The sequence below is a fragment of the Nitrospirales bacterium genome (assembly GCA_031315865.1).
Lineage (GTDB): Bacteria > Nitrospirota > Nitrospiria > Nitrospirales > UBA8639 > JAGQKC01.
On the sequence record JALDRJ010000002.1, the window covers coordinates 474,220 to 489,714 of the forward strand.

16 protein-coding genes are annotated in these 15,495 nt (G+C 50.7%); 9 read left to right on the forward strand and 7 right to left on the reverse strand.

All coding sequences use genetic code 11. The features are described 5' to 3' along the window. Positions 1-7: 7 nt before the first annotated feature. The 3 genes from nadD to bioB are packed head-to-tail and all read left to right on the forward strand — an operon-like array spanning position 8 to position 2,223. The gene (gene nadD, locus MRJ96_02160) at positions 8-703 is read left to right on the forward strand and encodes a nicotinate-nucleotide adenylyltransferase (GenBank protein ID MDR4500248.1); all 696 of its coding nucleotides are present in this window, start codon (positions 8-10) and stop codon (positions 701-703) included. A 3-nt stretch (positions 704-706) separates the two neighbouring features. Beyond that, a complete protein-coding gene (gene rsfS, locus MRJ96_02165; GenBank protein MDR4500249.1) occupies positions 707-1,153 on the forward strand; it encodes a ribosome silencing factor in 447 nt (148 codons plus the stop codon). Between the two features lie 59 nt (positions 1,154-1,212). Continuing rightward, complete coding sequence (gene bioB / locus MRJ96_02170) at positions 1,213-2,223, forward strand: biotin synthase BioB (protein MDR4500250.1); 1,011 nt, start codon at positions 1,213-1,215, stop codon at positions 2,221-2,223. A gap of 134 nt (positions 2,224-2,357) precedes the next feature. Here the strand turns inward: bioB and MRJ96_02175 are convergent, their stop codons facing one another. Both MRJ96_02175 and MRJ96_02180 read right to left on the reverse strand, forming a co-directional pair. Then, on the reverse strand, positions 2,358-3,641 hold the full coding sequence (locus MRJ96_02175; GenBank protein ID MDR4500251.1) for a porin: 1,284 nt from the start codon (positions 3,639-3,641) through the stop codon (positions 2,358-2,360). Positions 3,642-3,871: 230 nt separating this feature from the next. After that, entirely contained in the window at positions 3,872-6,451 is a 2,580-nt protein-coding gene (locus MRJ96_02180; protein ID MDR4500252.1) for an FtsX-like permease family protein, read from the reverse strand. 64 nt (positions 6,452-6,515) lie between these two features. On the opposite strand from MRJ96_02180, the gene MRJ96_02185 reads away from it, so the two are divergent. Next, on the forward strand, positions 6,516-6,800 hold the full coding sequence (locus MRJ96_02185) for a LuxR C-terminal-related transcriptional regulator (GenBank protein MDR4500253.1): 285 nt from the start codon (positions 6,516-6,518) through the stop codon (positions 6,798-6,800). Positions 6,801-6,826: 26 nt separating this feature from the next. Here MRJ96_02185 and MRJ96_02190 read toward each other — a convergent pair whose 3' ends face one another. Together MRJ96_02190 and MRJ96_02195 are read right to left on the reverse strand one after the other, a co-directional pair. Beyond that, positions 6,827-7,753 carry a dihydroorotate oxidase gene (locus MRJ96_02190; protein MDR4500254.1) on the reverse strand — a complete coding sequence of 309 codons (927 nt, stop codon included), beginning with the start codon at positions 7,751-7,753 and terminating at the stop codon, positions 6,827-6,829. 4 nt (positions 7,754-7,757) lie between these two features. Continuing rightward, positions 7,758-8,444, reverse strand: a complete 687-nt coding sequence (locus tag MRJ96_02195) for an ABC transporter ATP-binding protein (protein ID MDR4500255.1) — start codon at positions 8,442-8,444, stop codon at positions 7,758-7,760. A gap of 385 nt (positions 8,445-8,829) precedes the next feature. Here MRJ96_02195 and MRJ96_02200 point away from each other — a divergent pair, with 385 nt between their 5' ends. The 3 genes from MRJ96_02200 (at position 8,830) to MRJ96_02210 (ending at position 10,617) form a co-directional block, all read left to right on the forward strand. Beyond that, positions 8,830-9,336: a ComF family protein gene (locus MRJ96_02200; GenBank protein ID MDR4500256.1), complete on the forward strand. Its 507-nt coding sequence runs from the start codon at positions 8,830-8,832 to the stop codon at positions 9,334-9,336. 156 nt (positions 9,337-9,492) lie between these two features. Further along, positions 9,493-9,933, forward strand: a complete 441-nt coding sequence (locus MRJ96_02205; protein MDR4500257.1) for a hypothetical protein — start codon at positions 9,493-9,495, stop codon at positions 9,931-9,933. A gap of 210 nt (positions 9,934-10,143) precedes the next feature. Continuing rightward, entirely contained in the window at positions 10,144-10,617 is a 474-nt protein-coding gene (locus MRJ96_02210) for a RusA family crossover junction endodeoxyribonuclease (protein ID MDR4500258.1), read from the forward strand. 93 nt (positions 10,618-10,710) lie between these two features. On the opposite strand, the gene MRJ96_02215 is transcribed toward MRJ96_02210, so the two are convergent. Further along, entirely contained in the window at positions 10,711-11,145 is a 435-nt protein-coding gene (locus MRJ96_02215; protein ID MDR4500259.1) for a PilZ domain-containing protein, read from the reverse strand. Then, complete coding sequence (locus MRJ96_02220; GenBank protein MDR4500260.1) at positions 11,146-11,496, reverse strand: STAS domain-containing protein; 351 nt, start codon at positions 11,494-11,496, stop codon at positions 11,146-11,148. It lies immediately after the preceding gene. Between the two features lie 425 nt (positions 11,497-11,921). Here MRJ96_02220 and MRJ96_02225 point away from each other — a divergent pair, with 425 nt between their 5' ends. Together MRJ96_02225 and MRJ96_02230 are read left to right on the forward strand one after the other, a co-directional pair. Continuing rightward, entirely contained in the window at positions 11,922-12,995 is a 1,074-nt protein-coding gene (locus MRJ96_02225) for a HEAT repeat domain-containing protein (protein ID MDR4500261.1), read from the forward strand. 61 nt (positions 12,996-13,056) lie between these two features. Further along, on the forward strand, positions 13,057-14,766 hold the full coding sequence (locus tag MRJ96_02230) for a tetratricopeptide repeat protein (GenBank protein ID MDR4500262.1): 1,710 nt from the start codon (positions 13,057-13,059) through the stop codon (positions 14,764-14,766). Positions 14,767-14,829: 63 nt separating this feature from the next. Here the strand turns inward: MRJ96_02230 and MRJ96_02235 are convergent, their stop codons facing one another. Then, a complete protein-coding gene (locus MRJ96_02235; protein ID MDR4500263.1) occupies positions 14,830-15,300 on the reverse strand; it encodes a hypothetical protein in 471 nt (156 codons plus the stop codon). Positions 15,301-15,495: the final 195 nt, after the last annotated feature.

Genomic DNA, 15,495 nt, shown 5'->3' on the forward strand with positions numbered 1-15,495 from the left:
AACATTCTTGCCCTCTCGTCTAACCTTGCCCATGCATATTGGGGTGCTTGGTGGGACGTTTAACCCGATTCATCGTTGCCACCTTCACGTCGCCAAGTTCGTTCGACGAACTTGCAAGCTCAGCCACATCCTCTTCATTCCAACCGGAGATCCCCCTCATAAGGCCGCTAATTCATTGGCTCCTTCATCTCACCGACTCAAAATGGTTCAATTAGCCCTCAAGACTCAGCCACACTGTAAAGTCTCAGATATTGAAATTCAGCACCAGGGAGTGTCTTACACGGTGGAAACCATCTCCACGTTGCAAGATGAGTATCCCGATACCACACAATGGTCATTCATCATCGGGCTTGATGCATTTTTAGAGTTCCATACCTGGAAAGCAGCCCCCCGGCTTTTAACACTCTGTCATTTTATCGTCTGTTCAAGGCCGGGAGCAGAATTTTCGGCCCTCAGGTCGGTCGATGGCCTGCCGCCTCTGCCGGCTCAACGACTGCAAGATATCGACCAGGGACGTACCAGCCGTGTCGATATTCCTCTGCCGTCCTCCACGAAGCAGCTCACCCTGCTCTCCATGCCTCCATGTGACGTGTCTGCTTCGTTAATTCGCACACGGCTGCGAGAGGGCCGTCCGGTCTCACATTGGTTGCCGCCCTCTATCGAATCTTATATAATTCAACATGGATTGTATCAGGATCATTAACTCGTGAATTCAGTCATTTCACCAGTTCAACAGCAAGCACTCTCCATTGGCCAAGCGGCCTTAAGCAAAAAAGCTTTGGATCTCGTGATTCTCGATGTCAGGGAGTTGACGTCCATCGCCGATTTTTTTATCGTGGCTTCCGGAGAGTCTGAACGCCAGGTGAAGGCGATCGCCAACCATATCGTAAAAGACATATCCTCTGAATATCACGAGACGCCACAAATCGAAGGTGCCGGGACGTCTACATGGATTTTGCTCGACTATGGCAACATCATCGTCCATGTATTCAAGACTGAAATTCGCGAGTTTTATAGCCTCGAAAAAATGTGGGCGGACGCGCCGCGCGTGCCGTTACCTGAACTTGAACAAGAACGCTTGATAGGCCCACGACCTGGTCTTCGCTATCAACCCAACCACCATTCAACACCTCTCGCCACTCGGGTCCGGTAGCCATACAGCGAGAGTGAGACAAACGCCAATTTTCATCCACCGGGAAAAAGGAATATCTGATGACGGATTTGATGGAGCTTACTGACCGCGTCTTAACCGAGCAGGCTCCCAGCCGGAGAGAATGCCTGGATGTCCTCAGTACACCAGACGATGAATTGCTCGAACTGATTCAGGCCGCCTATCGTATTCGAAAAAGACATTTTGGCCAGACTGTCCGGCTCCAAATGTTGTTAAACGCAAAAAGCGGGGCATGCCAAGAAGATTGTCACTATTGCTCTCAGTCCTCGATCTCTACCGCCAACATCGATCGATACGCCCTCGTTTCTTCTCAAGACATGCTGCAAGGCGCACGACGTGCGGCAGACGCCAAGGCTCAACGCTTTTGCGTGGTAATCAGCGGACGCGCTCCACTTGACCGGGAAATTTCGCACATCTCAACAGCCGTCAGACAGATTAAAGAAGAAGTCCCCATTCAAGTTTGCTGCTCGTTGGGGCTCCTGAATGAACAGCAAGCGAAGGAATTAAAGGCTGCAGGAGTCGATCGCATCAATCACAATCTCAACACGAGCGAGGCGTATCACTCGTCGATCTGTACGACTCATACCTTTGCCGATCGAATTAACACATTGAAACATGCGCGAGCGGCCGGCCTCGAACTGTGTTCCGGCGGGATTATCGGCATGGGCGAGTCTGATGAAGACCTTGTCGACCTGGCCTTTGCGCTCGTAGACCTCGATCCTGATTCGATTCCATTAAATATGCTACACCCTGTCCCAGGAACACCCTTTGAAGGGAGACACCAACTCACTCCCCGCCGCTGTCTTAAGATTATGTGCATGTTTCGAATGGTTCATCCGCGGAGAGAAATTCGCGCGGCAGGAGGACGCGAGTGGAATCTTCGATCGTTACAACCGCTGGCCCTTTACGTCGCCGATTCACTCTTCGTGGACGGCTATTTGACCACGCCTGGCCAACCTGCTTCGGAAGTCCAACAAATGATCGAAGACCTTGGGTTTACGGTTGAAGTGAACTATCAACCCCACGTGACCACGACCCACTTCACGGTCTAAGGCCTTCTCAATCTCACGTTGAGAAATTCCCTTAGCTCATGCCGTAGATTGTCATGTGCGTTCCGCGGCACGCAAACTTTTCCTGCCCCTAGCCCCTGAACGGTCTTTATCTCTTCAGACCGCTGGACAGTCAATTAAAATTGTATCAGGCCATTGATCGCCAATAGCGTTTGGTTTTTCTCTTGGCCATCGTCAAAAGGACGTTGATTACCAGTGAACCAATCATGGCGCACTTCCGGGCGTAGAAGGACATTGGGATGCGGAGCATAGTTCACGCCGAAAGAAAGGGAATAAAAGTTTCCTTTGAACGACCCGACATTGACGTTACCGCGAAAAGGAGATCCTGAAACACGCGTCCCGTCATCATCACGAAGCCATTCGAAACGAACGCCCCCTTTGACGCGTTCCGTCACCTGATAGAACAGATACTGATCAATCCCATACCATTGGGCCGTGCGCCCGGAAGCCTGTCCATTCTTCTGGAACGCGTAATGATGATGAAGCACGTACTCTATCGGGCGGACGGGACGAAGCTTAAAGATCACGCTATATCGAGTCCGGTTACCCACCGATCTCGGATTCGCGCTGGGTTCGCTTCCAGTCGTAAGCGCCGCCCCAAGGCTCCACAGATCAGACACTGGAGTATAGTCCACTCCAAACAGCCCTCCGGGACGGTTTTTTCGGTTTCGCTTCAACGTATCCCACCCATTGTGCACGCCGGCCTTAAAACTCCATTCAGAACTCGGGCGCCAATCCATCAGACCGCCCCAATGCGTAAAGGGGCCGGCGAATTGATATGAATACGATTTGGAATAAAAGAAATTCGACAATGCCGGAACGCCTTCATAGCCGATAATCGTGTAAAAATGGCCTAATTTGAGCGAGACATCGCGAAAACCCACCTCAGCGTACATTTGGGGCAAAACCACGCCATATTGCCCTTGGTTCCAGCCCGGCGTGCCATTCTCATCTCGCTCAAATCCTTTGCTCTCAGCCAGGTAATAGTCATAACCCCAGAGAAAATCGACACGTCCTCCCAGGCTCCACTCTCCCGACACCCGCCGTAACGGACTTTCAAGGATAAAATACAGCTGATTCAGTTGGGCAATATCCCGATCGATGGCGTTGTATGGGCCATTAAACGCGCTGCTCGGCGAGTCAGTATTATAGGTGTATCCTCCGTCAATCCACCCTCGAATCCGAAACAACGAGTCCTGAGGCCAGACATGGACCACCCCATTTGCGTCCGGCTGAAACCATTCTTGACCGTTCAACCATCGCTCTCCGGAGTCAACGGAGTCTGCCGAAGAGCTTTGCTCACCCGAAAACACCTCTTCCGCGAATGACAACTGCGCCGTCATCATACTGACACAACAGATGAAACCCATCACATACTTGAACGCAGGACGAATCACCATAAGACTTTCCTCCCTTACGAATTATGAACAATGACTGAAAGACAGAACGAAGAAGTCATGGGAAGCTTCGCTCGAGGGGGAAAGTCAAAGCAATTGAAACTTTTTCAGTACTGTTGAAAATTCTGCACTTGAAAGAGTGCGTTACGATTTTTGCGGAAAAAGAGAGGGTAAAACTGAGTATAAAATACCCAAACACCTATGGCAATTTTGCGAAGCAAATCTAACAGGGACTATTCATAGCGTAGCCCTTCGGCGATGCGTTGACTCGCAGCCCACCGAGCGGGAAGGTACCCCGCCAACAAGCCTGCCACGGCGGCAACAACAACAGCCTCAAGGATTGTCATGGAGGGTATCTGTAACTGAATCGTCCAGCCGAATGATTGTTTATTAATCACCTTGACGAGCAACACGGATAGAGCCAGTCCGCCAAGCACGCCGAGTATCGTGCCCAGTGAAGCCAGGTACCCCGACTCCCAAAACACGATTTGTTGAATTTGTCGGCCGCTGGCCCCTAACGACCGTAAGGTCGCAAATTCGCGTTGCCGTTCCAGAATGGCCGTGATCAACGTATTCACGATCCCAAGGACTGCGACACAGAGCGCAATCAACTCCAGCACGTACGTGACCCGAAAGGTCCGGTCAAAAATTTCTAGGATTTCGGCTCTCAGTTCTCCGTTACTGATCGTGGTGATTGTGTCTCCTCCAAGCTTTTCCAAGATATCTGCACGGACCGATTCAAGCCTGACTCCGGGGCTCAGGTACACAGCGAACACACTCGCTTTCCGGTCAGTCCAGTATTCCTGGTATACCTGTTGGTCCATGACGATTTTACCGCCATCGGTCGCGTAGTCGTAAAATATTCCCAGGAGAGGAAATGTTTTCAAGCCGTGAGGAGTCGCGATCGTCAGGGTGCTCCCAGGTTGAACGTTCAAACGTTCAGCCAGCACTTCCGAAACGATGACACCTCGCTGTTCAAGCATGTGTCGTAAAATATGTTTCGAATCACCCATCGTGAATAGATAGTCGCTCTGGGTGGCATGCAGTTGAATATCGCGAGACACGAGAACAACCTGCATACCTTCGGCGACAGCTTGCCTCTCACGATAGGGATCAACGGCCATGACCCCTGGAAGAGCCCGAACGACCTCGAACGCCTCAAAAGGCAGGCCTGAAATCTCTTTGTCTTGATCATTTCCCTCCCACCAGACAGTCGGAGCCACGATGAGGTCAGCCATCATCGTCTGATCAATCCACAGTTCCACAGTGTGCCGAAAACTCTGAATCATCGCTCCCACTCCGACCATAATCGCCAATCCAATCACCAGCGCGGAGAGCGTCACGCTACTTCGACCGGGATTTCGCAATAGTTGTCCGACCGCTAACGAACTGGCAATATCCCAATCTGTGGCAGCTCCATCATGGCTGAATAGCCGTAAACTGCGGATGAACAAAGGGCCCAACAGGATGCATCCCAGCAACACCAAAAACACCGCGGCATACCCGAAGAACGGAATGCCATGAATGGGGTCAAGCGTACCGAGAAAACCTGCCGCCACAAACAGCCCGCCGGCGACCCAAACCCAATGCCCGCTTTTTTGACTGATAGCTTCTTCGTAATCTCCTGGAGCGAGCGCTCGCGTTGGAACCGTTCCACTGGCCTCCAAAGACGGCTTCAATGCTCCCATCAGTGCTACACCAATCCCCAATCCCACCCCCTCGAACACCATCTCCCAAGATATCAAGAGCTGACCCACCGAAGCCGCTCCGTATAATTCCGTCGCGCTTTGACTGACGAGAGTGGTCAAAGATTGGGCCATGAGAAACCCCAACCCGCACCCGAGCAAGCCACCCAGGAAACCGACCGTTAGCGCTTCAGAAAGAAAGACGAGACACACTTGAGCACGAGACATGCCGATGGCGCGTAAGATCCCGATTTCCTGCCGGTGCAGAACGACCGAAAACGCAATGGCGTTATACACCAGAAAAAGCCCCACCAGCAGGCCAATCGTACTCAACATCGTCAAGTTGAATTGAAAGACCCTTACCATCGCATCGACTTGACGAGTCCGCTGACTCGTGCGGCTCACGGATATCGTTCCAGGAAGCATCGACTTCAAATTTTCGAGAACCTCTGAAACAGCAAATCGCTTCTCCAACACCAGATTAATGTGATCAATTCGTCCCAGATAGCCAAATAGAGCTTGGGCCGCGGCAATATCCATGATGGCCATCTTATCCAGCCGCCTCAGATTCGGGCTGGAGGCCGACACGACCCCTTGAATGCGAACATTGAAGACTTGTTCTCCGAAATGCATCCGTAACGTGTCCCCCTCCCCCAACTTAAGCCTTTCCGCCAATTGATGCCCGAGGAAGACCGCGTCGTTGTCCAATAGGAAGTCAAAACCTCCCTGTTTTTCCAGAGATGCCCCCATATTCAGACCATCTCTATTCGAGAGCTCCAGGAGATCCAATCCAAGCACGGGAAAGAATTGCTCTTGTTGAGGACCGGGCAAACTGGCTTGAATCGTTACAATGGGATGCGCCTCACGAATCGCTGGATGTTCGCGAATCGTGAGCAAGATCTGCTCGTTCATCCCATCCGCGCCTCCAGAAACTTGAAGAGACGCCTCACCAACAACGGTCTCGACCGAGGTCTCAAAAGATCGAAACACTTCGGTATTCGCCAGCCGGATGGACAGCCAGGCTGAAACGCCAATCGCCACCCCGAGAATGGTCAAACTGGTGCGGAGAGGGCGTTGCCGGAGATGCTCGTAGACGAGCAAGAATAACCCTTTAAACACTGCGTACATAGCGTGTTGTCTCAGGATATCAGCTTATGGTAAATTATCTAGACAAAGATGCGTGAGTTCATAGGTGAAAATTGACCAAAACGATGTTCCCGGGTGGGATTTAGGTGTGAATGATTCGATCAACCACAATGATGCGCAATCATTAACCAGTAGACAAAAAGAAATCCTTCGACTCGTGGCGCAGGGCTATACAAATCGAGAAATCGGCGAGCGTCTCGACATCAGCGTCCGCACGGTAGAAGTCCATCGCTTCAACCTCATGCGCCGTCTTCGCGTACGAAACGTCGCCCAACTCTTGAGGCAGGCGCTCGCACTTCGACTAATCCCCAAAAACACAGTCGCCAAATAGTCGGAATCTCCTTAAAAATTCGGTTCCTACAACTCCTTGAGCTTTCCCCGGCAATCGGCGACCGTCTGATATCCTTTTTGCTCGAAACATTCCGCCAACTCCCGTTCGAGACGTTCAAAAACTCCACATTGCTCCTCCACCAGGACGGTTCCGATTTGCACAGCCGAAGCTCCACATAAGAGGTGCTCGAAAATATCCCGTCCGGTTTCGATTCCACCGGTTCCGATAATTTGCACCTTATTCCCCAAGAGTTTCCAAAAGGCTCGAACATTGGCCAATGCCACAGGCTTGATGATTCGCCCCCCGAGCCCCCCGAATCCGCCCTTGGGTTTTATCACGACGGATTCCGTGTCAGGGTCCACGACCAGCCCATTGCCGACAGAATTAATGAGCGTGACAAAGGAGACGCCAACACGACTCAGAACCTCCGCCATGGCCTGCTGATGAACAGGATCGAAATACGGCGGCAATTTCACCCCGATTGGCGGAATCGCAAGATCACGAACTTTCAGTAACAATTCTTCAGAGGCTTGAAAGTCGTATCCGATCTGGGGCTTACCAGGGATATTGGGGCAAGACAAGTTAATTTCCATCAAATCCGGCCGAGCCTCGTTTATGGCTTGCACGGCTTCCAGAAAGTCCCCAGGCTGGAGCCCGGCGATACTCGCCACGATCGGTTTCTCATACCGTCGAAGTTCGGGAATCAGTTTCGCATAGACAGGATACCCCAGATTTGGTAACCCCATGGAATTAATGGAACCACCATCAAATGACACATAGCGAGGCTCCTGGTTTCCGCGACGTTCCAACGGCGTCATCGACTTGGTGACGATAGCCCCTGAACGGGATTGTCCCAACTTCTGAAGCTCTTCTTGAGTGACACAAAGCGCCCCCGAGGCATTCATCACACATCTCGGAAGCCGCACACCCGCAATAGTCGTCGAAAGGTCCATGAGGTTACGTCAGACGTCCGTCACACAATGTGAGTTCAGAGTCTGCCACCGCTGCGGCAACTTGAGAATGTGTGACCATGATCACGGTTTGACCGAATTCTTGAGAGCAGCGTTTTAGAAGCGAGACGATTTCCATGCCATTTTGTGAGTCTAAGTTTCCCGTCGGTTCATCAGCCAGGATAAGTTGCGGTTGATGAATAAAAGCCCGGGCAATAGCTACCCGCTGTTGTTCTCCGCCTGAAAGTTCTCCGGAACGATGTAGAGCACGGCTCCTCAGCCCTACGATTTCTAGCATATTTTCAACAGATTCGCGAATCACCCGTAAAGGTTTGTCCTGCAACCGAAGGGGGAGCGCGATATTGTCTTCCGCGGTGAGGCCCGGGATGAGATGAAAGGCCTGAAAAACTATTCCAATCCATTTTCTCCTCGCCATCGTCCATTCACGATCGCCAAAGTTCCGCGTCGAACGGCCATGCAACAGAAGATGACCAGACGTTGGGTGATCCAACCCCGCGATCAAGTTCAAAAACGTGCTCTTACCACTTCCACTCGGTCCAGTGATCGCAAAAAATTGACCATCTGGAATATCGACACAGATATCAGACAAGGCCGTGATCGTCGAAGTTCCCCGTACGTAGTCCTTCCCCACATGTTGAAAACTGACCATTCGCGTGGCTTCCTTTCCGCTCACATCGCCATCTTCCTCGGGTTTCTTGGGAACGTCCGATGGCTCGCGGTATCATGCTTCATATATCATAGGTTTGACTTTCCCTCCAACGATTCAGGATCTACGAGTGATGCCTGGCCAAACCACAGACGTGAAACGCTCGGTACTGCAACGTCTCACACGACACTCACCCAAAGCTCTGGCCCGAACATGCTCACATGCCCTACTACCGGTAGAATGCGCAAGTTGTGGAAAATCCCTCTGGGGCGATATGACTCCGTTTTTGTGCGATCAGTGCTGGGGTTCAATCACATGTCTCTCTGGGCCCCATTGCCCGCGTTGCTATCGCCCATTTCACTCACGCATCAGTTTACGATACAGCCCCCATCACCGTTGCGCCGCATGTCGAATGCACCCGCCAGCATTTTCTGGAGCATGGACATTATATCCCTATGAATCCTCCCTCAAGAAAGCGATCGGCCTGCTGAAATACCGGGGGAAGGTCTCTCTGGCAAAACCGATGGCTCACCTGCTCGCCACCGGCCTTCCTTCTCTGCCAACAATTGACCTCGTCATGGCTGTGCCTTTGCACTCGGCTCGTCTTCGTGAACGAGAATACAACCAATCACTACTTCTTGCCTATAATTTAAGCAAAATCATTCAACTTCCTCTTGACCATACAACCTTGATCCGCACAAGACAGAGCACACCCCAAACCCTTCTTTCACGCAAAGAACGCTTGAAAAATCTTCGCCGAACGTTTGCGGTTAAAACCTCACGGGACATCACCGGGAAATCTATTTTATTGGTTGATGATGTGTACACGACAGGCACGACCGTCAATGAATGCGCCAAGGCACTTCGAAAAGCCGGGTCGGGAGATGTCTATGTCGTGACACTGGCCAGAATGTTGTAATTGAATTGCCGATGGAAATTTTCAGCATTGCCCAACTTTTGTGCAATTGACCAATTTCACCATCCCAGACAACTTGACAATTTCGATTCTTGAGGTATGCTACGATCGAGGTTTTAATGAGCAATAAACGTTCATGGGATACGTAGGGTAAAGAGCATGTTTGCCGGCCAATACACCTGCAAGTTGGATGAGAAGGGACGCTTTCTGGTCCCGAGTCCAATTCGTGAGCAGCTAGAAGCTCAAGGACAGGGCGTGGTCTTTTTGAAGGGACAGGATCTTCCTCTTTCAGCCTATTCACCCGATGAATGGCAAAAGGTCTTAGAACGTGCGCGAGAAGCTTGCGATGAGGACCAGAGCCGTCTGTTCATGCATTATCTTGTGTCCGAGGCGACCCCATCGGACCTGGATAAAACCGGGCGAATCCTCATCCCCGGAAAACTTCGAAAAACCATTCCTCTCGAAGATGACCTGGAAATCGTCATCGTCGGAATGTACCACCGACTTGAGATTTGGAATCCTTCAGATTGGCGACGCTTTGTCATGAAGAATGAAGAAAAGTTCGAAGAAATCCACAGCAAACTATTGAGCCTTCTGTGATGGGCTGAATTCTTCGTCACTGATAATCGCTCAGGATTCTCGACCGATTCATTTCCGTTTATCCTCGTGGCCCGTCTAATTCGAATAAAAAACTTTCTGAATCTATCAGGCCAGCCTATCCCTTCTCTCAACAGGGCTTCTCGTCCTCGATCGTCTCACCTAATTGGCTGTTCACGTCTCGAAGTACACCACGAAAACTTTCCATCCAGAGTGTCTGCACAAGAGCTCTTTCTGACGTTACCCATTCCTCCGAGTATCAATCATCAATATGCCACCGTGAACGGAAGACGCATTCTATCATCCAAAGGCCGTCACTATAAGACCACCGTCGCTCAACTCATCATGTCCACGCTCACATCGTCTTCGCTCCGCTCGGTTCTCCTGGAAAACCTACATACCCATACCCTGACATTATCCGTCTGGTTTTACTTTACCTCTGCATTAAGGCGAGACATCGATGGAGGACTCAAAATTGCTCAGGATGCCATTTGTAACGCCATGGAAATCAATGATAACCGCATCACCACACTCCATCTGTATAAAGCCATCGACAAAGACTCTCCTCGAATGGAATGCGCCCTTTCAATCGTACAATCTTCTCCTCTTTCTCGCCAAAAGAGAAAAACCGCTCAACGTCAATCCAGTCAGCCTTCCCATTTTCCCTTCCATCGGACACGCCAATAATAAATCCCTCAGCCTGCATAGAGGCCAAGACCATTACAGTTCTTCACGAATCGATTTTTCCAGGAGGAGGGTTGAGCAGGTAAAAGGAGGGTATTATTGGGCTTTCTGCCGAAGCCAGCCTCGCTCGACGGCTCGTAAAATTCGAGAGATGATCTGGGCAGTAGAGTGAGTACTACGGTGCATAAACTCAGGGAAATAGATTCCGACACGATTTCCGCGTTGGTGCCGCACGACTCCAGGAACCCAGACGATATCCTCATGACAACAAAGTTTAACCGACACTTTGTCATCCACGATCACCGAAGGAACACTGCCTTTCGGAAATTCCAGTAGAACACCCTGTTGACTAAGGTTCAAGGCCTTGCTTGGCCAAACCTTGTTTTTCGAACAACGTAATTCCGATTCAAGATTTAAACCGTGAACCACACGGGCCCGAAATCCGTCTCGTCGATCCTTGCCCTGGAACACGGCTTCGCTTTTCGTGTTCCCTCCCTTGATCGTCTTTGGCTTAACCTGAGTCGTTTCCATTCAAGCAGATACCCTGTGTAGCGAGGACAGTGCGTCTTCTTCTGTACGGAAGACCGGAATCCATTCTGAAATTTCCGTCAAATCCAGGATATCGTGGACAAATCCTTGCTGTGTTACGATACAGAGTTTCCCGCCGATTCGTTGAATCCGGCGTTGTGTCAGCACTAACCATCCCAAGGCAGCGCTATCGATGAATGACACTTCGGTCATATTCAGGATGATATAGCGAAGACCGTCATTAACAGCCACGTCGATTCTCCATTTAAAATCCTGACGAGCGTTTTGATCAAAACACCCGACAAACTTTTCGACGATGACCTGATCATTGACCCTGTTTTCAGAAATAACCATGTAGACCTCAGCCGTCTATAGATTCATAGTTCCTTGCCCTTAGTGTCTGTGTCGGTGAATCTAGATTACGACTTGAGATCCACCTCCCTACCGGGATGCTGTATCCATCTACTAATCCGCTGAGCCATTCGATGACAGCCATACCCTGATTCAGCCACGCATCCGACGATCCGTGTCTGCTGGAACCTGGCTGAGGTCATATAAGTGAACGAACAAACCTGGCATTGGTTAACGGATGAGTGGTTCATGAAGTCACAGTTTTCACTTAGGTATTTTCACCTCTTCCATGACTCCAAACGTTGCGCTCGTGGGAAGGGAGTTGGTATAGAAAATTCATGTGTCACACATGGCATCGAACGCACTATCCAACCCTGGCAAGACCATCCCACCTCATCAATGTGTCGTAAAAGCAAGGAGTAAGTAATATGTGGTTAAGAAGCCTCTTCATTTCACTGGTACTTTTTACCCTCACCATTCAAGCTGGCTTTCCCAGAGATCGCACCCTATCGCCTGAGGAACGAGATCAGTTGAAACAGGCCAAAACCGTGCTCATAAAGACTGTGGCGCTGACCGAATTAGGCAATGCCAATACCGATAAGATTCAACAGGTCGTGAGTCAACGCTTGAGGGCCTTGGGATTCATCACACATCAAAACTCCAAGACCCAACACGATGTCCTCGTGAAAGTGAAATGTGAAGAGCGAAAGACTCGAAGAGGGCCTTCGACTTACGGAGGGGATGCCGATTCACTTCATGCGCCGTTACGAAACTGGACAGGCCCAGCCTGTCTCATCACCTATGGGTTGCATGGACATGACATCGCTTGGCAAACAGAAGTTCGAACGACCTTCGACGATGCGCGACGATCGGCTCAAAAAGCTCGCGTCAAGAATTCCGGCGACTATGCTTTATCAGAACTCGCAAAACTCCTGGAACATGATGATTTCCCCTATCTTCTCGTCACAGAATGGGGACAAACGCAACGACTCAGCCGAATGATACAGCACGAAACCACGCCTCAAGCACTCAAGCTCAAGCTCATTTCTTTACTTGGAGAAATTCCGGACCCGGAAACCTTGCCAATCCTTGAACAAGCACTCCAGAACCCTCATCTCGCCACATCTGCGGCCATCGCCATGGGACGGCAAGGCGAACAAGCCACCAAGACCTTGCTCAAGGTCCTCCAAACCACCACAAACTCACAACTGAAAATCGCTGCGGTCCAAGGGCTTGGGGAAATCGCCACCCATAATTCCCAGACTCCAGTTTTCTCTCCGTTTTTATCGACCCTTGAAGAACCGACGACTGAACTACCCGTTCAAACAGAAATCGTACTTGCCCTGGGAAAGCTGGCAGATAATCGTGCCATCGAACCCTTGTCAGCCCTGAATCAAAAGGTTTGGACCGATCCGTCTCGAGACCCAGAAATGCAAAAACTCCGTGAAGCCCTCTCCTGGAGCTTGTGGCAACTCAATCCCAGTGCCCACACTGGAGAATAGACTCCCATCATTGCTACGATTGAGCCGATTATCCGAATGACCACTTTTTCTTCAAACGCTCATGAACCGAACCGCACGGCGACGCCAAGAGAAACTCCGAACACAGATTGGATCGGGAAGTCTTCCGCCCAAGCTTCATTCCGTGTTCGTTCAGGCTGTCGCTCAACATAAAGCCCTGCAATTTGCCGAAGCCGACTCGTTGTACCGTCAGGTGCTGGGCCAATGTCCCTCCCACCCGGACTCTCTGCATCTGCTCGGATTAACCCACTTTCAGCGGGGAAACTTACAGCAGGCTGCAGAATTCATCACCAGCGCCATTGCCTCGGATCAGTCAAATCCCCTCTACCATTTCAACCTGGGGCTCGTCCACGAACGAAGCGGCCAACTCTCTATGGCAGCCTCTGCTTACCAACGGGCCATCCACCTCAACCCTTCGTACATCGAAGCGCAAAGTAACCTGGGAAATGTTTTTCGCTTACAAGGCAGACTGGATGATGCCGTGCGATCATTCCAAGAAGTGTTGCGACTAAACCCTCAATCAGCGGAAGCGCAGAATAATCTGGGCGTAACCCTGAAAGAGCAAGGCAAAACGGCTGAAGCCATCACCGCCTACCGGGCGGCCATCGAGATCAATCCGTCGCATGCCGAAGCCTGGAATAACTTGGGGGTCGCGCTCAAAGGAGATGGGCATGTTTCGGAGGCGAAGTCGGCGTTTCAGGAAGCCGTCAAGGCAAAGCCGAATTACGCGAACGCGCATTATCATCTTGGCTTGACGCTGTTATGGCAACAGCGAACTCAAGATGCTTTGGCTTGTTTTCACCGCTCTGCGGAACTCACGCACAACCATGGAAACCCCATACAGCGAAATGTCACGACACCATCACGTATTAAGCATGACCTTGAACAACTTCGCTATCTCCATCGACAAGGCATTTCCGTTGAGGTCCCACAGCCGTATCTTGAAACGTTAGAACGGCTCAGTCCCGTTCCGATTTCCCAAGCTTCAGGGGCGAGGATTGTCACGCTCTCACAGGATGATCAAAGACACCTTGCGCCGTCGTTCAGCCGAATTCTGCATCACGGCATAGCTCACGGCTTGTCGGGTGGGACCCTAAACCCCGATCTTGATGTCACATCCATCGAAGCCCGGTATCATGAGAAAAAGCCTGAAATCACCTACCTCGACCACCTTCTGAACGAGGAAGCATTGAACAGGCTCCGCCGGTTTTGCCTTGAGGCCACTGTTTGGAAAAAAGACTATCACAATGGCTATCTCGGAGCCTTTTTAGCCGAGGGGTTCGCAAGTCCTCTATTGTTACAGATTGCCGAAGAGCTGCGGCTTAGGTTGCCAAACATCTTTCAGGACCACCAGCTCGCTCAGGCCTGGGCCTTTAAATATGACAGTACCCTGCAAGGCCTCAACCTTCATGCGGATGCGGCAGCCGTAAATGTCAATTTTTGGATCACCCCAAATGAGGCCAATCTTGACGAAACAAGCGGGGGCCTCGTCGTGTGGGATCAGGAAGCCCCAGATGACTGGGATTTCAAGACTTATAACAGCGATCAGAACAAGGAAAAGATCCGCGAATTTCTACACCGCACTCACGCGCAACCTGTCACAGTGCCTCACCGACAAAATCGCGCACTCATCTTCAACTCAAACCTCTTCCATGAAACCGACACCTTGTCGTTCAGAGATGACTATGAAAGCCGGCGCATCAACGTCACGTTACTCTACGGCTACCGCCAACAGGCGCATAGGACTCATTGATCTTGCAATATTTCAGGCTTCATGAAGGCCAAAAAATACATAAAAAGGATTTATTAAGAGAGGTTATTGGGAGAGGTACTGAATGGACATGATTTGGGCATCAACATATAATTCAAGACTGGCGCCTTCTTCTAGGTGATCAAACCCTTCATTAATTTTTCCACCTATGGCCGTAAGATAAAAAGTTTTGCCCCAGTTACTGACCTGGCTGGGAATCGTCACGGACTGCATGACACTCATTAGCGTATCATCTTTCCCATCCTCGCCCATCCTCGATCCGCCAGAATCACTATCAAAGAATGTAAAGAGGATATTCACCTTCACGTCCACGCTCGCGTCATTGTCCCACTGCGTCCATACCTCGAACGTGCGTAAATAATTATTATGAAACGGACCCATTTCGTGAAGGGCCAGAGAAATGGGAAACGCCTGTCGGTTGAGAAACGTCGGACCAGCCCAGAGTTGTGTCGTGGAAGCAAGAAGAACCACCAGGCATGCACTGCACACCAACGAAGCATACACTCGAAACGACATCGGACGACCTCGTGATACTACCCTAATATCAGTCGTTTGTCGGCCATTCTAAGCGAGAAAATTAAAGGAACGGAAGAACGGCACAGAACCCATCACTATTCGCTTGAATGATCAAAAAATAGCGAAAAGATCTAAGATACGTTTGACACAGATGAAAAGTTAAGAGGCTCTTGGGAATGGGCAAGAAATGAGTGA

Excerpts from the sequence above, each read along its gene's own strand:
- MRJ96_02215 (MDR4500259.1), bottom strand. The coding sequence starts at position 11,145 with ATGGAAACGACTCAGGTTAAGCCAAAGACGATCAAGGGAGGGAACACG.
- MRJ96_02220 (MDR4500260.1), bottom strand. The coding sequence starts at position 11,496 with ATGGTTATTTCTGAAAACAGGGTCAATGATCAGGTCATCGTCGAAAAG.
- MRJ96_02200 (MDR4500256.1), top strand. The coding sequence starts at position 8,830 with ATGCACCCGCCAGCATTTTCTGGAGCATGGACATTATATCCCTATGAA.
- MRJ96_02235 (MDR4500263.1), bottom strand. The coding sequence starts at position 15,300 with ATGTCGTTTCGAGTGTATGCTTCGTTGGTGTGCAGTGCATGCCTGGTG.
- MRJ96_02190 (MDR4500254.1), bottom strand. The coding sequence starts at position 7,753 with ATGGACCTTTCGACGACTATTGCGGGTGTGCGGCTTCCGAGATGTGTG.
- MRJ96_02205 (MDR4500257.1), top strand. The coding sequence starts at position 9,493 with ATGTTTGCCGGCCAATACACCTGCAAGTTGGATGAGAAGGGACGCTTT.
- MRJ96_02225 (MDR4500261.1), top strand. The coding sequence starts at position 11,922 with ATGTGGTTAAGAAGCCTCTTCATTTCACTGGTACTTTTTACCCTCACC.
- MRJ96_02175 (MDR4500251.1), bottom strand. The coding sequence starts at position 3,641 with ATGGTGATTCGTCCTGCGTTCAAGTATGTGATGGGTTTCATCTGTTGT.
- MRJ96_02230 (MDR4500262.1), top strand. The coding sequence starts at position 13,057 with ATGAACCGAACCGCACGGCGACGCCAAGAGAAACTCCGAACACAGATT.
- MRJ96_02180 (MDR4500252.1), bottom strand. The coding sequence starts at position 6,451 with ATGTACGCAGTGTTTAAAGGGTTATTCTTGCTCGTCTACGAGCATCTC.
- bioB (MDR4500250.1), top strand. The coding sequence starts at position 1,213 with ATGACGGATTTGATGGAGCTTACTGACCGCGTCTTAACCGAGCAGGCT.